The organism is Paenibacillus sp. sgz302148, from assembly GCF_056120465.1.
On the sequence record NZ_JBVYOJ010000004.1, the window covers coordinates 242,638 to 262,735 of the forward strand.

20 protein-coding genes are annotated in these 20,098 nt (G+C 54.3%); 8 read left to right on the forward strand and 12 right to left on the reverse strand.

Annotation, left to right across the window (positions count from 1 at the left end; translation table 11 throughout):
• Nucleotides 1-30: 30 nt before the first annotated feature.
• The 3 genes from aroA to crcB are packed head-to-tail and all read right to left on the reverse strand — an operon-like array spanning nucleotide 31 to nucleotide 2,181.
• Complete coding sequence (aroA, locus tag AC0LWM_RS08240) at nucleotides 31-1,332, reverse strand: 3-phosphoshikimate 1-carboxyvinyltransferase (RefSeq protein ID WP_474674428.1); 1,302 nt, start codon at nucleotides 1,330-1,332, stop codon at nucleotides 31-33.
• Nucleotides 1,333-1,354: 22 nt separating this feature from the next.
• Nucleotides 1,355-1,780, reverse strand: a complete 426-nt coding sequence (locus AC0LWM_RS08245; protein WP_474674429.1) for a fluoride efflux transporter FluC — start codon at nucleotides 1,778-1,780, stop codon at nucleotides 1,355-1,357.
• The gene (crcB, locus tag AC0LWM_RS08250; protein ID WP_474674430.1) at nucleotides 1,777-2,181 is read right to left on the reverse strand and encodes a fluoride efflux transporter CrcB; all 405 of its coding nucleotides are present in this window, start codon (nucleotides 2,179-2,181) and stop codon (nucleotides 1,777-1,779) included. Before crcB ends, AC0LWM_RS08245 begins: the two co-directional genes overlap by 4 nt.
• 123 nt (nucleotides 2,182-2,304) lie before the next feature.
• On the opposite strand from crcB, the gene AC0LWM_RS08255 reads away from it, so the two are divergent.
• Entirely contained in the window at nucleotides 2,305-2,610 is a 306-nt protein-coding gene (locus AC0LWM_RS08255) for a rhodanese-like domain-containing protein (protein WP_474674431.1), read from the forward strand.
• Here the strand turns inward: AC0LWM_RS08255 and AC0LWM_RS08260 are convergent.
• Nucleotides 2,597-3,124, reverse strand: a complete 528-nt coding sequence (locus AC0LWM_RS08260) for a shikimate kinase (protein WP_474674432.1) — start codon at nucleotides 3,122-3,124, stop codon at nucleotides 2,597-2,599. The genes AC0LWM_RS08255 and AC0LWM_RS08260 overlap by 14 nt on opposite strands.
• Nucleotides 3,125-3,234: 110 nt before the next feature.
• Here AC0LWM_RS08260 and AC0LWM_RS08265 point away from each other — a divergent pair, with 110 nt between their 5' ends.
• Nucleotides 3,235-3,555 carry a hypothetical protein gene (locus tag AC0LWM_RS08265; protein ID WP_474674433.1) on the forward strand — a complete coding sequence of 107 codons (321 nt, stop codon included), beginning with the start codon at nucleotides 3,235-3,237 and terminating at the stop codon, nucleotides 3,553-3,555.
• On the opposite strand, the gene gndA is transcribed toward AC0LWM_RS08265, so the two are convergent.
• From gndA to AC0LWM_RS08295, 6 genes are all read right to left on the reverse strand, one after another.
• Nucleotides 3,552-4,964: an NADP-dependent phosphogluconate dehydrogenase gene (gene gndA, locus AC0LWM_RS08270; RefSeq protein ID WP_474674434.1), complete on the reverse strand. Its 1,413-nt coding sequence runs from the start codon at nucleotides 4,962-4,964 to the stop codon at nucleotides 3,552-3,554. The genes AC0LWM_RS08265 and gndA overlap by 4 nt on opposite strands.
• A gap of 45 nt (nucleotides 4,965-5,009) precedes the next feature.
• On the reverse strand, nucleotides 5,010-6,650 hold the full coding sequence (locus AC0LWM_RS08275; protein ID WP_474674435.1) for a gluconokinase: 1,641 nt from the start codon (nucleotides 6,648-6,650) through the stop codon (nucleotides 5,010-5,012).
• Between the two features lie 159 nt (nucleotides 6,651-6,809).
• Nucleotides 6,810-7,406 (reverse strand): hypothetical protein, encoded by a 597-nt coding sequence (locus tag AC0LWM_RS08280; protein ID WP_474674436.1) that lies wholly within the window; start codon nucleotides 7,404-7,406, stop codon nucleotides 6,810-6,812.
• 133 nt (nucleotides 7,407-7,539) lie between these two features.
• The gene (locus AC0LWM_RS08285; RefSeq protein ID WP_474674437.1) at nucleotides 7,540-8,700 is read right to left on the reverse strand and encodes an ABC transporter permease; all 1,161 of its coding nucleotides are present in this window, start codon (nucleotides 8,698-8,700) and stop codon (nucleotides 7,540-7,542) included.
• Nucleotides 8,693-9,823, reverse strand: a complete 1,131-nt coding sequence (locus tag AC0LWM_RS08290) for an ABC transporter permease (RefSeq protein ID WP_474674438.1) — start codon at nucleotides 9,821-9,823, stop codon at nucleotides 8,693-8,695. The genes AC0LWM_RS08285 and AC0LWM_RS08290 overlap by 8 nt, the downstream gene beginning before the upstream one ends.
• A gap of 22 nt (nucleotides 9,824-9,845) precedes the next feature.
• Complete coding sequence (locus AC0LWM_RS08295) at nucleotides 9,846-10,781, reverse strand: ABC transporter ATP-binding protein (RefSeq protein WP_474674439.1); 936 nt, start codon at nucleotides 10,779-10,781, stop codon at nucleotides 9,846-9,848.
• Between the two features lie 184 nt (nucleotides 10,782-10,965).
• Between AC0LWM_RS08295 and AC0LWM_RS08300 the strand changes: the two genes are divergently transcribed.
• From AC0LWM_RS08300 to AC0LWM_RS08325, 6 genes are all read left to right on the forward strand, one after another.
• The gene (locus AC0LWM_RS08300; protein WP_474674440.1) at nucleotides 10,966-12,135 is read left to right on the forward strand and encodes a sensor histidine kinase; all 1,170 of its coding nucleotides are present in this window, start codon (nucleotides 10,966-10,968) and stop codon (nucleotides 12,133-12,135) included.
• Entirely contained in the window at nucleotides 12,110-12,775 is a 666-nt protein-coding gene (locus AC0LWM_RS08305; protein ID WP_474674441.1) for a response regulator, read from the forward strand. Before AC0LWM_RS08300 ends, AC0LWM_RS08305 begins: the two co-directional genes overlap by 26 nt.
• Nucleotides 12,776-12,802: 27 nt before the next feature.
• Complete coding sequence (locus tag AC0LWM_RS08310; RefSeq protein ID WP_474674549.1) at nucleotides 12,803-13,432, forward strand: YktB family protein; 630 nt, start codon at nucleotides 12,803-12,805, stop codon at nucleotides 13,430-13,432.
• A gap of 167 nt (nucleotides 13,433-13,599) precedes the next feature.
• Nucleotides 13,600-14,091: an AraC family transcriptional regulator gene (locus AC0LWM_RS08315; RefSeq protein WP_474674442.1), complete on the forward strand. Its 492-nt coding sequence runs from the start codon at nucleotides 13,600-13,602 to the stop codon at nucleotides 14,089-14,091.
• 165 nt (nucleotides 14,092-14,256) lie between these two features.
• Nucleotides 14,257-16,011, forward strand: coding sequence for an ABC transporter ATP-binding protein (locus AC0LWM_RS08320; protein ID WP_474674443.1), 1,755 nt, complete (start codon nucleotides 14,257-14,259; stop codon nucleotides 16,009-16,011).
• Nucleotides 16,008-17,915: an ABC transporter ATP-binding protein gene (locus AC0LWM_RS08325; protein ID WP_474674444.1), complete on the forward strand. Its 1,908-nt coding sequence runs from the start codon at nucleotides 16,008-16,010 to the stop codon at nucleotides 17,913-17,915. The genes AC0LWM_RS08320 and AC0LWM_RS08325 overlap by 4 nt, the downstream gene beginning before the upstream one ends.
• 525 nt (nucleotides 17,916-18,440) lie before the next feature.
• Here the strand turns inward: AC0LWM_RS08325 and AC0LWM_RS08330 are convergent.
• Nucleotides 18,441-19,139: a phytanoyl-CoA dioxygenase family protein gene (locus tag AC0LWM_RS08330; RefSeq protein ID WP_474674445.1), complete on the reverse strand. Its 699-nt coding sequence runs from the start codon at nucleotides 19,137-19,139 to the stop codon at nucleotides 18,441-18,443.
• A gap of 23 nt (nucleotides 19,140-19,162) precedes the next feature.
• Nucleotides 19,163-19,984 (reverse strand): helix-turn-helix transcriptional regulator, encoded by an 822-nt coding sequence (locus AC0LWM_RS08335; RefSeq protein WP_474674446.1) that lies wholly within the window; start codon nucleotides 19,982-19,984, stop codon nucleotides 19,163-19,165.
• Between the last annotated feature and the right edge of the window lie 114 nt (nucleotides 19,985-20,098).

Here is a 20,098-nt window from a genome sequence, read left to right on the forward strand (position 1 = left end):
AGCCTCCTCTATATTGATCATTGCGTACGATTAAGCTTTGGACTCAACCCATTCCACCTGTGCGCCCAACGCTTTGAGATGGTCAAAATAAATCGGGTACGACTTGGCGACATGGTGGGCGTCCCGGATCCGAATCGGCTGCTTCGCCCGCAATCCGACGACCGTCAATGCCATAATGACGCGGTGATCGTAATGCGCGTCGATTTCGACGCCGCCCTCCACGCCTTCCGGACGGCCATGGACGATAATTTCGCTGCGCCGTTCTTCAACATGGGCTCCCGCCTTACGGAGCTCGTTCAAATAGTCGGTAATCCGGTCGCATTCTTTATACCGCAAATTTTCTACGTTATAGAAGCGCGAAGTGCCTTCGGCAAATACCGCTGCCGCAACCATCGCCAGCACCGCGTCCGTCGCCGCGTCGCCGTCGAATTCAAGCGCCTTCAGCTTCCCGTTGCCGCGAACGTGAACAACGTTATTCTCATGCGTGAGCGGAACCCCCATCGTGCGCAGCACATCCACGATCGCCCGCTCGCCCTGTTTGCTGTTCTCCATCAGCCGCAGCAAGCGTACGTCGGATTGCGTGACGGCCGCAGCGGCAAGCACCGCCGCAGAGCCCGGGTAATCCCCTTGCACGATATACTCTTTCGCGGCATATTTTTGCCTTCCCGGCACTTTTAAATGCATGTAATCCTCGCTCGCGTGAACAATAATACCCGCTTGTTCCATGACCTCGAGCGTTTGGCCGACGACGACCTTCGATTTCAGGTCATGCAGCACTTCGATTTCGCTGTCTTCATCAAGCAATGGCGTTACGAACAACAGAGAGCTCAGAAACTGCGAGCTGACATTGCCGGAAACCGTAATTTTGCCGCCCTTCGGATTGCCGCCGCGAATCGTGATCGGCAGTTTGCCATTATTGTGATCGACGGATACATTCATTTGCGAGAGCGATTCGATCAAGTCGTCATGCGGGCGTTTGCCAAGCGACTCCGGATAGGTGTTCACGAAAGTCAATTCAGGGCAAAATGCTGCCACCGACATCAAGAAACGAAGTACGGCCCCGGCATTGCCCACATTCAATTCGCTCGCGTGTTTCGGATTTCGGCCGAAGCCGGTAATGACGATTTTTTCTTCATCTTCTTCGATGACGGCGCCCAAATCGCGGATACAGCGGCGCATCGCATCACTATCCTCGCTGTGCGCGGGATAATAAATCGTGCTTGTCCCTTCCGCTAAAGCGGCAACGAGCAAGTATCGCGTCGTGTAGTTTTTCGAGGATAACGCATTGATTTCCCCTTTTAGCTCGGCCGTTGGTGTAACGATCATATCCATTCGTATCGCTCTCCTTCAAATATTATGATGTCATTGTCCATTGCCCCAACCCGTACCCGGCAAATGCCAAGCCGATGCCGAGCGTATAGGACGCACCCAGATACAGCGTTAGTCGTCGCCGTTCCTTGCTGCGGGCAAGCTGGACTACTTGTACGTTCAAGGTAGAAAATGTCGTAAAACCGCCGAGAAACCCCGTCCCGCACAATAAGTAGAACGGATCGTAAGGATCGGCTCCGCCGCCGAATCCCGCGCCGAGCAGCCAGCCAAGGATCAGCGAACCGGAAAGGTTGATCAGCAATGTGCCAAGCGGAAAAGGTCCGGAATAACGTGCTGCGAACATGCGTCCGATACCGTAACGGCATACCGCCCCGAGCGCGCCTCCCAAGCCGATTGCGGCCAGCCGAATGGCTTGATCCCATAAGTTCATGCTATACAGCGACTCGTTCACGTCGGGTCGCCTCCCGCCTTATGCATCCGCGATGCAGCGAGCCTGACGATCCCGTCTCCTGCCCATGCCATGAGCCATCCGCCCCATAAGCTCAGCATGATATAGCAGATCGCGGCTACATAATGGTGCTGCCGCAGCAATCCCATCGACTCCGCGCTGAACGCCGAAAATGTCGTAAATGAACCGATAAATCCGGTTCCGATCGCTTCCTTCACCAAATGGGAAAGCGAACGGAGTACGGCATATTGGAGCAAAGCGCCTAGCAGCAAGCTTCCCAGCAAATTAATGAGCAGCGTGCCGTACGGAAAAGCCCCGCCCCATAAGCGATGTACGGCGTCGCCTAGCAAAAATCTGCTTATCGCACCGAATATGCCGGCAGCGCCGACTACCCAATAAACCATAAACACGCCTCTTTCCTGACCGTTGTATCTCCTTGGGACAGCGCAGTCTTCGCTGCGTTGACACCTTCAGAAATAACTTTTAAGATAATAATGAATTCACTTATAACAGGTTGGAGGCGCTTCATGAATACAGTCGGCACCATTACTCCTGCGGAGATCAAGCGACGCATCGCGAATGGAGAAACATTGAACCTGATCGACGTCCGCGAGGATGACGAAGTCGCGCAAGGTATGATCCCGGGCGCAAAGCATATCCCGCTCGGACAAATCCCGCAGCGTCACCAGGAAATTCCGCGCAGCGGCGAAATTATTCTCGTATGCCGGAGCGGCGGACGCAGCGGCAAAGCATGCGATTATTTGCAGTCCATCGGTTTCGAAGGCTTGAAAAATATGACCGGCGGTATGCTCGAATGGGCTAACGAAGCGTAGCTTCTTCGCGGTACCGCTCCAAAATGATACCGACAATGGCTTCTACAGTCAATTGGGAGGTATCTATTTTTATATCGGCGAAGTCATATGCCGTTATGCGGTTCGCCAGCAGCGTATGAACCCGCTCGCTGACGTCACCTTGAAGCAGCGGCCGCTTCTCGTCTCTGCGCACCCGTTCGATTATAACGTCCGGATCGGCCGTAAGCGCCACGACGCAGCCGCCGGCAAGCATCGCCTGCCGGTTCGGCTCCGCCAAGACGGCGCCGCCACCGGTCGAAACGACTTGATCTTTGCCGGACATCACTTCGGCAATGACACGGGTTTCGATATTTCGAAAATACGCTTCACCATCTGCAGCAAACATTTCAGCAATTGTCCTGCCTTCTTGCCGCTCGATTTCCGCATCGGTATCGATGGATTGCCACCCGAGCCGTTCGGCGAGCACCCGGCTTACCGTCGATTTGCCCGTTCCCATAAATCCGATCAATACGATGTTGTTCCGCTTCGGATTCATCCGGCTCACCTCACAGATCTGCTAATTTCCGTTCCATGTATAAAAATATAAGTTTTGTCGTAAAGATGATAATGCAATTGATATTTTGGTAGACGAAGGAGCTGAAAACGATGCAGCCCGTGGTACCCAAACCCTCGCGCACGCCCGGTGCTACACCGAATCCGACTGCCGCTCGATTGGAGCGTATCCTTGATCCGGCACATCCGCTCTGCAAAGACGATATCGTCTGGGTGCTGGAATTTATTAAAAAAAAGGTGGCTGATAAAGACCCGGCATTATTGGATCTATCTCAGCCACGATTGTTAAATAATTTCCATTCCTTCGCGGAAATCGCCATGCTTCTTATTCATCGCGGCAGCTATGGGGAAACCGAGCGTTTGCGCACATGGCTGTACGAGGCCGCACATGGCTTGCTCCCGCCTTCTTCTTAATTGTCCATCCAATTGAAGTGGAACGTTCCTTCTTTGTCTACGCGTTTGAACGTATGCGCGCCGAAGTAGTCGCGCTGTGCTTGCAGCAAGTTAGCCGGCAGGCGCTCCGTGCGATAGCTGTCGTAATACGAAAGCGCGCTTGCGAATCCCGGTACCGGTACGCCGTAAGCGACTGCCGTCTGCACGACCGTTCTCCAAGCGTCTTGATAATTTTCGACGATCCCTTTGAAGTACGTGTCCAGCAGCAAATTTTTCAGAGCCGGATCGCGATCGTACGCATCTTTGATGTTCTGCAGGAAACGGGCGCGAATGATGCAGCCGCCGCGGAAAATCATCGCGATATCGCCGTAGCGCAAATTCCAGCCGTATTCCTCGGAAGCGGCGCGCATTTGTGCGAAGCCCTGTGCATAGGAGCAAATTTTGCTCGCGAACAACGCCTTGCGAACCGCTTCGATGAATTGTTTGCGGTCGCCCGTAAAAGCAGGCGTTTCCGGACCGCGCAGCAGCTTGCTTGCCATGACGCGCTCTTCCTTCATCGCCGACAAGAAACGCGAGAACACGGACTCCGTAATGATCGAAAGCGGAACGCCAAGGTCCAAGGCGCTTTGGCTTGTCCATTTGCCCGTTCCTTTTTGTCCTGCCGCGTCCAGAATGACGTCTACCATCGGTTTGCCGGTTTCCGGATCGGTCTTCGAGAAAATGTCCGTCGTGATCTCGATCAAATAGCTGTCGAGTTCCCCGCTGTTCCACTCTTTGAATATTTCATGCAGCTCTTCCGTGCTGACGTTCAATACCGATTTCAGCAAATGATACGCTTCGCAGATCAACTGCATGTCGCCGTATTCGATGCCGTTGTGAACCATCTTCACGTAATGACCGGCACCGTCCGGACCGATATACGTGCAGCATGCGTCTTCGCCGACTTTAGCGGAAATGCTTGTAAGAATCGGCTCAACCAGCTTATATGCGCTCTCTTGGCCGCCAGGCATGATGGAAGGCCCTTTCAGCGCGCCTTCTTCGCCGCCGGAAACGCCCGTGCCGATGAAACGGAACCCAAGCGCTTCAAGCTCTTTGCTGCGGCGCTGCGTATCCGGGAAGTAGGCATTGCCGCCGTCGATCAGGATATCGCCTTCCGTCAGATGTGGAACGAGCTGATTGATCGTATCGTCGGTCGCTTTGCCGGCTTGAACCATAATCAGGATTTTGCGAGGCGTTTCGAGCGATTGAACGAACTCCTCAATGGAGTATGTACCCGTTAAGTTTTTGCCTGCGGATTCGCGGATCAAATCTTGCGTTTTTTCCGGAGAGCGGTTGTATACCGATACCGTGAAGCCTCTGCTTTCGATGTTTAAAGCGAGGTTTTTCCCCATGACCGCGAGGCCGACCACGCCGATTTGTTGTTTAGCCATCGATTTCTTCCATCCTTTATCGTAATGTTTAGACCTACAATATACCTATTTTACTCTTTTACCTTGGGTTTGAAAAGCAGCAATGTCGGCGAATTCGTCCTGAAGCTTGTCGAAAATGCGTTCAAACAGCGTAATCAGCTCGTTATACCGGCGATGATGCTCCATGTTCGGCATGTGGCGTACGGTTTTTTCGCGGCCCGGGCCGGAATCGGAACCGGAGACGGATGCGCGAGCGGTTTCGGATTCGGCGGCGGAACCGTCCAGGACGTTGCCGTCGACCGCGTTCCAGCTCGCAAACGCTTCGAAGCCGGGGGCGGCTCCCATGGCGACGAAGCCAAGCTGGGCCGCGCCAAGCGCCGAGCTTTCGACGGTGGGCGGCACCGTTACGGGCAAGCCGAGCACGTCGGCGAGCATTTGCCGCCAAAGCGGCGAACGGGCAAACCCGCCGGAGGCGATGACTTCATGCGCCGGACCGTGCAGCTCCTGCAGCGCATCCGCCACCGCGCGGACGCGGAACATGACGCCTTCGAGCGCGGCGCGGATCATCTGCTTCTTGCCGTGCGACAGCGTCAAGCCGAAAAAAACGCCGCGCGCACTCGCGTTCCACGACGGCGCCCGTTCCCCCGCCAGCAGCGGCAGGAACAGCAGCCCGTCCGCGCCGGGCTCCACCTCGGCGGCAAGCCGCATCAGCGCGTCGTACGGGTTCTCGCCGCGGCGGCGGGCCTCCTCCGCTTCGAGCGTCGCGAGCTCGTCGCGCACCCAGCGCAGCACGACGCCGCCGTTGTTCAGCGGTCCGCCGACGAGCCACGCGCCCTCGTGCAGCGCGTAGCAGAACAGCCGCGCGGCGGGATCGACGAGCGGCTCCGATGCGAGCGCGCGTACGGCACCGCTCGTGCCGATCGTCACGGCGATCGTGCCGGGTCGTACGGCGCCCGCGCCGAGATTGGCGAGCGCTCCGTCGGAGGCGCCGACGACAAACGGCGTCCCGGCGTCAAGCCCAAGCGAAGCGGCATCGCCTTGACGCAGGCCGACGAGACGATGCGTCACGGGCACCGGCTCGGGCAGCTGCGTCTCGGCGATGCCGGCGAGCGCGAGCGCATCTTCGTGCCAGCGCAAAGTTTCTAGTCTCAGCATGCCGGTCGCGCTAGCTAGGGAGACATCGCATACCCATCGCCCGAACAGCTTCGCGAGCATATACTCCTTGATGCCTGCGAACATGGATGCACGGGCGTAGATGTCTGGCGCATGGTCCTTCAGCCATAGCAGCTTCGTGAGCGGCGACATCGGATGGATCGGCGTTCCCGTTTCCAGGTATAGCTTCCGTCCAAGCTCACTGGTACGCAATCGCTCGGCATATTCCGAGCTCCGATTGTCCGCCCAAGTGATCATCGGCGTTAGCGGAACGCCTTCGGAATCGAACGCAATCAAGCTATGCATGGCCGAGCTGAACGAAACGCACGATACGTCTTCTTGACCAAGGCCGGATTGCCTGACGGTTTCGCGTATCCCTTCTAGAACAGCCGAACAAATAAGCTCCGGGTCCTGCTCCGCATAACCGGGCTGCGGCGTCGACAACGGGTATTCCACCGCATGCGAAGCGGCGATCCGCCCGTCCGAGGAAACGATCAGCGTCTTGGTGCTTGTCGTCCCGATATCGATGGCAACGACGTACGAAAGCTTGTCCATTTCGAAATTCCTTCCTGCTTTAAAGCGGTCATGTATTCAATCATCTAATATAGATCATACCACAACGCATGAATTAGATTCAGTCGATCGCCTCAACAACAAAAAACACTCCATCGTTCTCGGCTGACGCCGTTTCCGCGAAGTGTTTTTTAACCGTCATTACATTTCAAGCTGCAGCATCTCCTGTCTGATCGCCGTAAGCCTTTCCTTGCATGCCGCCGCCGCGGCTGCATCCTCGCCTTGTATCGCTTCGTGCAAAGAAGCTAATTCGTAATCCATCTCCAGACGCAGCACATGAGTGCGCTCCTCGGCCCGTTTGGACTTGAAGGCTTGAACGATTTCCTCTGTCGTGACAACCGGCGCCTTCTGGAACAGTACTTTTTGCTCCATACCGCAAATCTCGACAAGGCGAATGATTTCGCCGAACATAATATTTTCGACTAATATTTGCCGGTCCTTAAACCGCTTGACGATTGCATGACCGCGCGTATCCCCGATCAGCTTCTCCATGAGATCCGCCAGCTTCTCGTCCCGGAACGAGTAGTCTCCAACGATTTTATAACGATTATGGATTCGTTGGAACTTCAGCTTCACCAGCTTGCGTCCCGTCCGAATGGAAATGATGAATTGAAGATCGTTCTCGCTCCAGTACAGGGAATAACCTTCTTGGATCAAGTCTTTGATGAAATTTTGGATTTGCCGGCGGTCGAAACGTAACTCCAGGTTGCAATATTCAACTTCATAGCTTTTGTTCACGGCAATCCCCTCCCGAATCCTCTTCATTTCACAGAATGTTCTGACAATTCCCCCTCATCTTTATCTTATACTCCATTTTATGTTTTAGCAACTTGGTTTCTTGACTATTTTTTTCGAAAAATTAAGCGTTTCTTTACAACGCTTCCGACTCGCCCGGCTTCAAAAGATAAGTGCCGAAAATGAGCAGCACCGCCGCAAACAACAGCAGTATGCCGATGTTCATTTCTACATCTCTCATGCCGGCACCGGAGGACAGCCGAATTACAGCATCGATCGCCCACTTCTGCGGGATAAAATCGGCCAGCCGCCGCATAAAGTCCGGCACGGCGCTGAGCGGCCAGAAGCAGCCTCCCGCGAGGCAGGTGATCACCGTCACATTCATGCCGATAAAGCGCAAATTTTCCCTCGATTTTATGAGTCCGCCGACAGCGCTGCCCATCCCGATGCTGGACAACAGGAAGCACTCCAGAATGATAAACAGCTGGTACACCGGCAGGCCGAAATCATATTGCAAGACTATGCTCGTCAATCCGAGGAACAGCACGATTTGCGCCGTACCGAGCGCCAAGCAGCCGATCCAATATCCGAGCACCACTTCGATGTCCTTCACCGGCGTTGCGTAGATCCGGGTCATCGTTTTATTCTCCCGGTCCTCCATAATGACGTGTATCGAAGTGCTCGTCAGGATCATGATGAATAACAACAAACTGCCGACAATGAGCTGAAAATGCGCGTTCGTCCGAATTCCTGAAGCGGCGGTCGAAGCAGTTAGAACCGGCTGGGGTTCCCGCTCAATATCCTTTTGACCGAGCGCCTCTTCCTGCGGTAGTTGCCGGTCGGTACGGTTGTGCACGGCAGCAGAGAATTTGTTCTCCATCCGCTTTGCGGTTTCTAGCAACACATAACCGAACAACGCGCCGTCTCTGCTCCCGTTTTCCAGGACGATGACGGCATGCTGCTCCCCATTGAGCCGAATTCCGTCCGAATAATCGGCCGGAATAACGAAGCCGGCACTCACCGTGCCTTTCGAAACGCTTTCTCTCAATACGGCCTCATCATCCATCTGAACAAGCCGAAATACGTTGCCGCTTGATAATTCCGCCATGAGGTCCTCGTGAAGCGGCCCCTTGTCTGCGTTGACATAGCCGATCGGGATTGCGGACGAAGCGGATTGACCGAAAATCGTGACGATTGCCGCTATGACGGCGACAGGAAGCAAGATGACGAACGCGACCGCTCTTCGGTTGCCCACCGTTCTTAAGAACATATGCCGAGCAATAACGAAACTATTCATAGAACGCCGCCTTTCTAGAACGGATTAACGCTAGGAGCAGCAAGCCGGCGGCAATGAGTCCAAGAACGAGCGTATTGCTTCGCACGATAGAAGCGTCCCCGCCCAGCATCAGCCGCAATACACTGTCCGCAGCCCAGTGATTGATCGTAAATAAACCGATCGATCGGACTGTCTCGTTTAAGCTAGGCACCATGCCGCCGCTGAAAAAAGTCATGACGAAAACGATGATCGTAAATACGGACTCCACTGTATTTCTTGTTTTGACTATCTGAGCGACAAGAAAGCCAAGGCTCATCCCGGCAATGATCGTAAGCGTGCATATGAGCGCGAGCCACCCGAAACTTCCCCAAGAGACGTTGAACAATATCGAGGTCATCCCGATCAGAAACAACGCCTGGAAAGTGCAGAAACAGAATATGCCGAGCAGCTTGCCCAGAATAAATTGCCAAGGCAGCACCGGCATCGCGCAAATGCGGGCGAAAGTATTGTTTTCCTTTTCCGATATGATGCCGAGCGACGCGGACATGCCAGAGAACAACAAAAACATGATCACATAAGCAGCCGAGAAATATTGCGTCGCCGAACCTTCCGTTCCTGAACGCGTGATATGCTCGACTCGGATCCTCTCGCCCGGTTTGCTCCACTCGCCATTTCCAGCTTCCTTGTATGCAGGTTCTTCGTTGTTTCGCGCAATAAATTGTTCGATCAGAACTTTCGCCGTTAGATTCGACTCTTCGCTTGGTCCGGGATGCAGCTTAAGCTCCGCCCACGGTCCGTTTCGGCGCGGCTCCGCCACAGGAATCGAAATGCCGAACATCACACTACCTTCCTTGAGCCGTTCGCCGATTTCCTCCTCGGAAGACAGAGTGACCGTCTGAATGAACCGTGCTACATCCGGTTGGTTCAAATAATGCTCTAGCGATTGGCTCACGGAGCTTTGATTTGGACTCCAAATTCCAATTTTGACGGGAGGCAGTTCCTCGTTCCCGTGCTTAAAATCAATCGATAACGATTTGCCCAATATGAAGATTAACAACAAGGGCAAAATGAACAGCAAAAAAAACACGGACGGCTTTTGGGTAATTTGCCGCAGCTCGAATTGAGCGGCCGTTAAGATCGTCATTCGATGGTTCCTCCTCCCTGCCTTAATCGCGCAATGATTGTCCGGTTAAAGACAAGAACAGGGACTCCAGATTCGGCTCCTCGCGCACAAGGGAATAAATATGGACTTGGTGCTTGGCCAGTATGAACAAAATATCTTGCAGCACCATCTGCGAAGGCTGCAGTACCAGTTCGAGCTCGTTGTCCAAAGCACGGACATCCGCGATGCGAGGATGCCGCCTAAGCTCGTCCAGCGCCGCATTCGGGATTTGGTTGACTTTGACGACCAGCTTCTCCTCGCGGCTCAGCTTCTCTCGCAGCTCTTCCTTCGAACCGGTCACGATCAATCTTCCGCGTTCCATAATGCCGACCCGTGTGCTGATCGCCTCTACCTCTTCCAAATAATGGCTTGTATAGATGATCGTCGAGCCCATGGCATTCAGTTTTTTGACCGACTCCAAAATATGATTTCTCGACTGCGGGTCGATGCCGACAGTCGGTTCATCCATAATGATCAGCTTAGGACGATGCATGATGGCGCAGGCGATGTTCAGTCTTCGCTTCAATCCGCCGGAAAATGTCTTCGGCTTTTCTTTCGCGCGTTCAGATAAGCCGACGAACTCAAGCGCCTCCTGAACTCTTTCGGTTAATAGACTGCCACGCAATCCGAACAACCGGGCGAAAAAGGTTACGTTCTCCGCAGCGGTACATGATTCGTAAATGGCCAATTCCTGCGGAACGAGGCCGATCCGCCTCTTCACCTCAAGCGGTTGTGCCGAGACGGAATATCCGTCGATCGTGATTTCCCCTCTATCCATGCCAAGCAGCCCGGCCATCAGCTTGATCGTCGTACTTTTGCCCGCTCCGTTCGGACCGAGCAAGCCGAATATTTCACCCGCTTCGATCGATAGATTCAAATGATCGACCGATAGATGCGTTCCGTATCGTTTCACGACGTCTCTTGCATGAACAAAGCTCATTCCCATTCACTCCACTTGTATAGGTGATAAGTACATTGTAAGCTCTTATCCTCCCCTCCGCACGTCAATTATGTCACGAAAAAAGGTGACGAAAGTCATTTCTCTCTTTTTATCTGGCGAAAGTGTTCTAAGATAGTCCTAAATGCTATAATGGGAAGCACAATCGTGCAAAGGGAAGGTGCTCATGGCTGGGCTTCTGAAGTGGATCCGGTATTCTCTTGTCGTTGTGCCCGCGGTCGGGAACGCGTTCTTGACGCCGTCCGGACCGACGCCCGAATACATACTGTATATTCTGCTGGCCGTCTTCATCGTGCAAATCCGCGAAAGGTGGCTTTCTGCCGCCGCTCGGACGGTGTGGGTGGAGATCGTCTACTTTGCTTTCCTGTCCTACCGATTCGAAGGCATCTTATTTTTTTTGTTCGAGTCGACATTGTTGTCGCTGTACGGATCGCGGGCAACCGCCCGATTCAAAACGTTTATGCTTCTCCCGATCGCCGCTTTCATGAATGCCGCCCTTTCAGGCCATTCACCTTTCGCGGTTCTGGTCGCCAACATCGCATTCTTCGCTTTTGCCGCCTCCCTGGCCATGATGGCTTCGGCATCGTTCCGCAAGCAAGAGATGGAGATGCTGTATGACGAATTAAGCCGCAACCATTATGAGCTGGATGAAAATCGGCAGAGGCTGTTCGATTACGCCAAGAAGGTCGAACAAATGGCTCAAGTCGAAGAACGCAATCGAATATCCAAGGAGCTGCATGACGAGCTGGGGCATCGGTTAATCCGCATGAAGATGATGATGGAAGCAAGCTTGCATATTTATCCGACACAACCGGATAAAGCGATGGATCTGTTCGGTCAAGTTCGAGACCAGCTTACGGCAGGTATGGAAACGATGCGATCCACCGTACGGAATATGGCGCCGGACGAGCAGGAAGTGAACAGCTATTCGCTCGACAAACTGATTCGCGAGATCGGCACCGATAGCGGAATCACCGTCGCTTATCATATTCGCGGTCTCCCGCATCCATTGTACCCGAGTATGGAATATGTGCTGTATCGCAATGCCCAGGAAGCGATCACGAATGCGATCCGCCACGGGAACGCAGACGAGGTCGAGGTTACGCTTGCCTATGAACGGGATTCCGTCGTACTGACGGTTGGCAATAACGGTTCCGTGCCGGAGCACGATATTCGTAAAGGACTTGGGATGCGCGGCATGGAGGAGCGAGTCGCGCTGCACGGCGGCCGGCTTGAAATCGCTCACGAAAGCCGCTTTGCGGTCACAACGGTACTGCCTTATCTGCGCACCACGGAAGGAGCTGAATGGAATGATACGCGTTTTGCTCGTCGATGACGACCCGTTTATTCGCGAAAGCTTAAAGCTGATTTTCGACATGAACCCGCTCCTCGAAGTTGCCGGAACGTGCCATCACGGACGGGAGGCGCACGAATTTCTTCTGCGTAACGGACCGGTCGACGTTGTTCTGATGGATATCCGCATGCCCGAATGCGACGGCGTGGAAGGCACCAAGCTGGTCAAAACCTCATTCCCGCAAACGGCGGTGCTGATATTGACTACGTTTGACGACGACGATTACATCGTAGAAGCGATACAAAACGGAGCGAACGGATATTTATTAAAAAATATTCCGCCCGACCGGATCGTCGAAGGGATTAAAACGGTCCACCAAGGAGACCTGCTGATCCATCCGGGTGTCGCCAGGAAGCTGGCAGCCCTTTTGCAGCCACGCCCGCAAACGCAAGCAACGGCAGGCAATCCCGGCGGGAAGTCGATCGACGAATATAATTTGACCCCTTCGGAGAAACAGATCATCGTCCTGATCGCCGATGGAAAGTCGAATAAAGAAATTGCCGGGGAGCTGTTTCTCAGTGAAGGAACGGTGAAAAACTATATAACGGATATATTGAGCAAGCTCGGTCTGCGGGACCGTACGCAAATCGCTATTTTTTATTTGAAGCAATCGGCACAATGATCAACTGGGGGTAGCTAACTAATGTCTTTGACTTTTACGGGATTTACGCAGCATGATTTCGAAACGTTCTCGATCGATGGGCTTGAGCCCCGAATGGAGGCGATCCAGAGTCGCATACAGCCGAAATTCCGCGCACTCGGCGAGGCGCTGGCTGCTCCGCTCGGCGCTTTGGCGGGTAACGAGATGTTCGTTCATATCGCAAGGCATGCCCGGCGCAAAGTGAACGCGCCCAAGGATACGTGGATGGCTTTCTGCAACAACAAGCGCGGGTACAAGCAGCACCCGCACTTCCAGATCGGAGTATTCGACGACCATGTATTCCTGTGGCTGGCGTTCATCTACGAGCTGCCGAATAAAATTGCGATTGCCGAGGCTTTCCTTAAAAATGCGCGCAAGGTGAAACGGGAAATTCCGAAAGACTACCTGCTTTCGTTCGACCATATGCAAAAAAGCGCCGTCGTTGTCGGCGACTTGACGGAAGGTCAGTTCAAACAGGCATTAACCGATTTCCGCGATGTCAAAAGCGCCGAGCTGCTGATCGGGAGGCATATCCTGGCGGATGATCCGTTGCTGACGGACGGCGAGGCATTTATTCGAATGGCGGAGCATACGTTTGAAACGTTGATGCCGTTATACCGGCTTTCGCTGAAAGCTTAATGCTATGAAAGGAGCCGGCTGCTTTGCCGGCTTTTTTATGTGGAACAGGATTGGGATTGAATGTGATCGCCGTATTCATCCATTGACATTCCGAACGTAGGTTCGATATAATGGTTTCACATTCCAGTTCGTGAATCGAAAAAATCGAGAGTAGAGGAGAACGTCTAATGATTCTGAAAGAAGCGACGAACGTATTGCCGAATATGAGTCCTGTGATCGTTGAGCATGGAGAACTGAAGCTGATCGGCATCCCTTGCGTCAGTTTGCACGACATGGGCAGCAAATATAGGAACGCCAAGGAAAGCCTGCTCTCTTCTACGCCTTACTTGCCAGGAATCGTCAATCCGCAGATTCATTACGGCATGTGGCCGCAGGTTCCGGGGCAGGATCGCCCGGAGACGCATGCCTACATTTTATGCGTCGAAGTCGAATCGTTCGACGGCATACCGGAATGGTACATTAAGCTGACGGTGCCGCCGCAGCAATGCGTCGTCGTGGCGAGCGAATCCGGCGACTTCGATGCCGCAGGCGAAATGATCGACACCTATTTGCGGGAGCACTCCCTTACTGTCGGACCGGGCAACCGGAAATATACCATATGCGAACGTTACAATTACGAAGGAGAAGGCTTTGCCCGCTACTCGCTTCCTCTGCTATAGCTTGACCGTCCCTATCCTCCAATCCGGCACCGAACCGCTTCGGTGCTTTTTGTTTCCCGCAGGAAAAATTCGATAAAGTCATATGATCCGATTGACGCTTTTTACATTATCCACTAAATTTATTGGATACACAGCCTTGAATCGCAAAGGAGGGAGCCATCCCGAATGTCTCGTACGAAAATACCGCTGCGCCAATATACCGCCCTTCTGGCGGATTATTTGCGGCCGCAGTGGAAAAGCATCACGCTGCTCTGCATCCTGCTTCTGGCTTCGATCGGGATGCAGCTGATCAATCCGCAGCTCATCCGACAGTTCATCGATTCCGCGCAATCGGGAGCGGAATTGGAAGCCCTTTTATACGCCGCGGCCTTTTTTATCGGTGTTTCCCTATTGAACCAAGTATTTACCATCTTGGCCACTTACATCAGCGAAAATGTAGGCTGGGCCGCGACGAACAAGCTGCGGGGCGATGTCGCCTCCCACTGTTTGCGCCTCGACATGACGTTTCACAAATCGCACACGTCCGGCGCGCTGATCGAGCGCGTAGACGGCGATATCAACTCGCTCGCCAACTTTTTCTCCAGCTTCACCGTATCGCTGCTCAGCAATATGCTGCTCATGGTCGGTATCCTCGCCCTCATGTTCGTGGAAGGCTGGCAGATCGGTCTCGCCATGACTTTGTTCGTTGTGTTTGCTTTCATGGCCGTGCAATACGTACGAAGGCTCACCTCTCAAAACTGGCGGAAAGTCCGCGAGATGAGCGCCGAATTCTACGGATTTCTGGGAGAACAGCTGGAAGGCACGGAAGATACGCGCGCCAACGGAGCGACCGGGTATGTCATGCGCCGCTTCTATGAGATGATGCGCAAATGGCTGCCGCTGCGGAGGAAAGCCTTCTTCGGCTTCGCCTGGATGTGGAACACGACCATTGTTGTATTTGCCATGGGCACGGCCGTCGCATTCGCAATCAGCGCATATATGTGGCATCGCGGCGCGATTACGATGGGGTCGGTCTATATGATCTTCTATTACACCGAGCTGCTTGCCAAGCCGATCGAAAAAATCCGCACGCAAATGGAGGATTTGCAAAGAGCCGATGCCAGCATCACGCGAATTCGCGAATTGCTCGAAACCCGCTCGGCCATAACCGAAGGTGCCGGCGTTCCGATCCCGAATGGCGCGCTAGCCGTTCGGTTCGACCGGATGACGTTCGGTTACGAACCGCAAACGGCGACTCTTGCCGACATTGATTTTACGCTGAAACGCGGGCGGTCGTTAGGCGTTCTCGGAAGAACCGGCAGCGGCAAAACAACGCTCGCCCGGATGCTGCTCCGCTTCTACGATCCGCAGGAAGGCGGCATTTATTTGGAGAATACGAACATTCGCGACGCCCATCTGCGCGAGCTGCGCAGCCGGGTCGGGATGGTTACGCAGCAGATCGAAATTTTCCAAGGTTCGATTCGCGACAATTTGACCTTTTATGACGACTCGATCCCGGATTCCCGGATTCTCACCGTCCTTCAGGAGCTTGGCCTTGACACATGGCTTCATGCTCAACCGGGTGGGCTTCATGCGCCGCTGGATTCCGGCGGCGGCGGATTGTCGGCAGGCGAAGCACAGCTTCTGGCGTTTGCCCGAGTCTTCTTGACCGACCCGGGCGTCGTGATTCTCGACGAAGCGTCGTCGCGGCTGGATCCCGCCACCGAGCAGAAGCTCGAAATGGCCATTCGCAAGCTGCTTGAGCATCGCACATGCATCATGATCGCCCACCGTCTTGCTACGATACAGCAAGTCGACGATATATTGATTCTGGAGGACGGCCGGATCGTTGAATTCGGCGAACGGACGAAGCTGGCCGCTGACCGCAACAGCCGGTTCAGCCGGATGCTCTCCGTTGGCATGGAAGAGGTGCTGGCATGACGAATTTTCAATTTTTCTGGTCGCTGTTAAAATCGCGTCCAGGCTTATACATGTTGAACGCTGCGGCCTGGACGCTCATTTATTTGGTCCCGATAGCGCCGGGCTGGGTGACGAAGCAGTTTTTCGATTCATTGACCGGAAACTCTCCGTACGGCTTTACAATATGGGCCATTGTCGCATTATTGATCGCTGCCGCATTTGGGCGCGTCGCACTTATCTTATGCGGGGTTTTGACCGACGTCCATTACCGCTTCCGGATGGGAGCGCAGCTCAGGCACAACATGCTGAAGCATGTGCTGACCGAGCCTGGAGCTCGAGCGATTCCTTGTTCTCCCGGCGAAGCGATCAGCTACTTCCGCGATGACGTCGACGAAACCGAGGAAGCGTTAAGCTGGTCCGTCGACGCCTTCGGCGTAGCCGTGTTCGCTACCGTCGCTTTTTTCATTCTAGTCAACATCAACTCGACATTAACCGTTTTCGTGTTCCTCCCGCTAGTCGTTGTCGTCGGCTTAGCCCAGCTGGCTACGACCCGGCTGTATAAATACCGGGCGGCGAGCCGCGAGGCGACAAGCCAAGTGACGGGGGCAATCAGCGAAATGTTCGGCGCCGTCCAAGCGATTCAGGTTGCGGGTGCCGAGGACCGAGTCATCGATCGGTTCCGGAGCTTAAACGACAAACGCCGGGCTTCGATCGTCAAAGACAAGCTGTTCACGCAAATGCTCGATTCCGTCTTTGCCAATACAGTGAATATCGGAACCGGCCTCGTGCTGCTGATCGCCGCGCAGTCGATGCGCGACGGCAGCTTTACGGTCGGCGACTTTTCCTTGTTCGTTTATTACTTGACGTTCGTCACTGCATTTATCCAAAACTTCGGCAAGTTTCTGACGCATTACAAGCAAACCGGCGTATCGAAAGACCGGATGATCGCTTTGCTTCAAGGCGCACAAGGAGAAACACTGCTTGAACGCACCCCGCTCTATCTGAGCGGAAGCTTGCCCAGCACGGAGCAGCCGAATAAGCGGCCGGAGGATCAGCTTGCGCTGCTTGAAACGGAGCGGCTTACCTATCGTTATCCGACGACCGGCCGGGGCATCGAGGAGATTACGCTGCGGCTGCCGCGCCATTCCTTCACCGTTGTGACGGGCCGGATCGGCTCCGGCAAAACAACGCTCGTCCGCGCGCTGCTCGGGCTGCTGCCCGGCGATAGCGGCGTCATCCGCTGGAACGGCGAAGCCGTCGCCGACCCCGGCAGCTTCTTCACGCCGCCGCGCAGCGCGTATACGCCGCAGGTGCCGCGGCTCTACAGCGACTCGCTGCGACAGAACATCCTGCTTGGCCGCAACGAGTCTGCGGACATCCTGGACGAGGCGCTGCACGCCGCCGTCCTGGAGCGCGATGTGACCCAGTTGCCACGCGGGCTCGATACGACGATCGGCCCGCGTGGCGTCAAGCTGTCCGGCGGCCAGGCGCAGCGGACGGCCGCCGCGCGCATGTTCGCCCGCGACGCCGAGCTGCTCGTCTTCGACGACTTGTCGAGCGCGCTCGACGTCGAGACGGAACAGAAGCTGTGGGAGCGTTTGTTCAGCCGCGGAGGTGCGACCTGCCTTGTCGTGTCGCACCGCAAAGCCGCTTTGGCCCACGCCGATCACATCATTGTGCTCAAGGATGGCCGCATCGAAGCCGAAGGCTCTCTGGAGCATCTGCTGGCCACAAGCGAAGAGATGCGCCGCCTTTGNAAGCCGCTTTGGCCCACGCCGATCACATCATTGTGCTCAAGGATGGCCGCATCGAAGCCGAAGGCTCTCTGGAGCATCTGCTGGCCACAAGCGAAGAGATGCGCCGCCTTTGGAGCGGCGAGACCGAGGATTAAGTCAAAGCCGCAGAAAAGCATGCCCGGCTCGTAATGAGTTTGGGCATGCTTTTGTTTTGGGTGCAGTAGATATGTTAAATGTTTCTTTCTTTATTTTCCGTTCTAATGAGATCCAAGGGGTTCCAAGGGGTTCCAAGGTGCTCCATGGGATTCCAATTCGTTTCGACGAGCAAAAATGTTGTATGTTTTGCAACAACAACGTTGAAAGTAGCAAAGCAGCAAACAATTCTTGTACTGGATACAGCAATTCTCCCTAAAAACCAACTGGTTTGCCGAAAATGTTGTACCCAGCACAACATGATCCCGAAAAACCTATGACATTTCTTACATTGTTGTATAAATTGCAACAATGCCGCGACTTCTCCATTGATGTGGTCGACCACCGTCATTCGACATTACACCACCGCGCAGGGAGCTACCACCCGACTCACCAGATTAGGCGAACATACCCGACAATCCGACTTACCGGACTTACCCTACCTAGTATAATTTATTGACTAAGCCGACTAAGCTCCGCTTTTAGACAACCTGCCTGCTTTAGCCAAACCCAACTCCCTACTTAAACACCCTCGCTTACGGTAAATGCCGCTTTCGCCCATTCATATTCCAAATCTTCCTCCGCCCCGTTCTTGTAGGTCGAGATTAACGCCCATCGGTCTTTGCCGGATTGATTCGGGTACGATGCGTGGAACAACAGGTCGTGAAATAAGATTACATCCCCCTGGGATGCCGGCAAATCCACGATTTGCGACGAATCGATGTCGGACGGCTTCAGCCGGTTGCCGAAACCGATTCCGTCGGAAGCGTCGCCTCCATGCTCGATCGCTCCCGAAGCATGGGATCCCGGAACGACGCGCAAGCAGCCGTTCTCCGGCGTCGCCTGATCGAGCGCGATCCAGACGGACAGCTTATGCTGGCCGAGCCAATACGGATAATCTTGATGCCACGGGGAGCCAAAATCGGTCGCGGCGTTTTTGAACACGATTTTATCGCTTAAAAAAACGATATGTTCGCCGATGATTTCCCGCAATGCCAACACTAGCTTGGGATGGGCCGCCGCAATTCTGAAGGCGTCGCTTGCGGCAGCCATGCCGACATATACCCCGGTTTTCGTCACTTCTCGGGCTTCCCCTTCGGGTAGCTCCCGAATGACTTGTCTTGCGGCTTCTTTCAGCCGAGCGACCTCTTCTTGCGTAAACAGTTGACGGAGCGCAACATACCCGTCCCGCACATATTGTGTCTTTAACGTTTCAACCATCTTCTTCTCCTCCTTGTTAGGTCCTAATCTAACCCTTTTTCCGCTGACTTCCCCCAATGAGCCCATCGGATCTGCGTCGGCGTGCTCCCTGTTTCCGCCTTCACGCGGCGCGCGAAATGATACGAGGTTTTGAAGCCGCAGCGTTCCGCAACTTCGCCGACGAGCAGTCCAGTCGTTCGCAGCAGCTCAACCCCGCGCTCCAGCCGATATTGCCAAACGTATTCCATCGGCGTTATTCCTTCGTACTGCTTGAATACTCGAACAAGATGTCCGGGAGTCATCCGGGCTGCCGCCGCAAGTCGCCCAAGCGTCAACCCGTCGCCGTAATTCTCTTGGACGAACGATTTCACATGAGTAATCGCCGAAGGCTTGCCGGCGGCCTCCCCTTTCCGGCTTTCCGATGCGTACAGCTGAAAGACTGCCCGCGCCAACGAATGTTGCACCGCGGATTCGCCGGATAACCCTTGCCTCTGCAAATCAACCAGCACATCGACGAGCGCGTTCATATTTCCCGATAGCGGCAACGAAACCGGTAACTGCTCCAAAAATGCTGAAGTGTGTTCGTCAAGCTCATCCGGATTTACCGTCACCCACCGATGCCACGTCTCCTCCGCTTCGGCGAAGGCGATATAAACGCGATGATTCGGCGTAAGCAAAATCACTTGTCCCGGTCCGTATCTATACACCGCATCGTCCACCTCAATCCTCACCCGGCCGCTGTGCAGCAATACGAGCTGGATTTCCGCCTGCTGCCTCGGACCGTACGTACCGCCGGGAGGATATATGACCGTTCCCGCGTAACAATCTTTTACTTCGAACATCGGCACGCTTCTTGTTTCGTTCATCTTCCCCCACCTCCGATCCACAACAGCAGCGGCGCCGCAACTAATGTAAATGTACAGCATGATATGCGCTTTGGAAATGCATTGAATGCGCTATTTTGTGTCTGAAATGATCAT

Excerpts from the sequence above, each read along its gene's own strand:
- aroA (WP_474674428.1), bottom strand. The coding sequence starts at position 1,332 with ATGGATATGATCGTTACACCAACGGCCGAGCTAAAAGGGGAAATCAAT.
- crcB (WP_474674430.1), bottom strand. The coding sequence starts at position 2,181 with ATGGTTTATTGGGTAGTCGGCGCTGCCGGCATATTCGGTGCGATAAGC.
- AC0LWM_RS08255 (WP_474674431.1), top strand. The coding sequence starts at position 2,305 with ATGAATACAGTCGGCACCATTACTCCTGCGGAGATCAAGCGACGCATC.
- AC0LWM_RS08260 (WP_474674432.1), bottom strand. The coding sequence starts at position 3,124 with ATGAATCCGAAGCGGAACAACATCGTATTGATCGGATTTATGGGAACG.
- AC0LWM_RS08265 (WP_474674433.1), top strand. The coding sequence starts at position 3,235 with ATGCAGCCCGTGGTACCCAAACCCTCGCGCACGCCCGGTGCTACACCG.
- gndA (WP_474674434.1), bottom strand. The coding sequence starts at position 4,964 with ATGGCTAAACAACAAATCGGCGTGGTCGGCCTCGCGGTCATGGGGAAA.
- AC0LWM_RS08275 (WP_474674435.1), bottom strand. The coding sequence starts at position 6,650 with ATGGACAAGCTTTCGTACGTCGTTGCCATCGATATCGGGACGACAAGC.
- AC0LWM_RS08285 (WP_474674437.1), bottom strand. The coding sequence starts at position 8,700 with ATGAATAGTTTCGTTATTGCTCGGCATATGTTCTTAAGAACGGTGGGC.
- AC0LWM_RS08290 (WP_474674438.1), bottom strand. The coding sequence starts at position 9,823 with ATGACGATCTTAACGGCCGCTCAATTCGAGCTGCGGCAAATTACCCAA.
- AC0LWM_RS08295 (WP_474674439.1), bottom strand. The coding sequence starts at position 10,781 with ATGAGCTTTGTTCATGCAAGAGACGTCGTGAAACGATACGGAACGCAT.
- AC0LWM_RS08300 (WP_474674440.1), top strand. The coding sequence starts at position 10,966 with ATGGCTGGGCTTCTGAAGTGGATCCGGTATTCTCTTGTCGTTGTGCCC.
- AC0LWM_RS08305 (WP_474674441.1), top strand. The coding sequence starts at position 12,110 with ATGATACGCGTTTTGCTCGTCGATGACGACCCGTTTATTCGCGAAAGC.
- AC0LWM_RS08315 (WP_474674442.1), top strand. The coding sequence starts at position 13,600 with ATGATTCTGAAAGAAGCGACGAACGTATTGCCGAATATGAGTCCTGTG.
- AC0LWM_RS08320 (WP_474674443.1), top strand. The coding sequence starts at position 14,257 with ATGTCTCGTACGAAAATACCGCTGCGCCAATATACCGCCCTTCTGGCG.
- AC0LWM_RS08330 (WP_474674445.1), bottom strand. The coding sequence starts at position 19,139 with ATGGTTGAAACGTTAAAGACACAATATGTGCGGGACGGGTATGTTGCG.
- AC0LWM_RS08335 (WP_474674446.1), bottom strand. The coding sequence starts at position 19,984 with ATGAACGAAACAAGAAGCGTGCCGATGTTCGAAGTAAAAGATTGTTAC.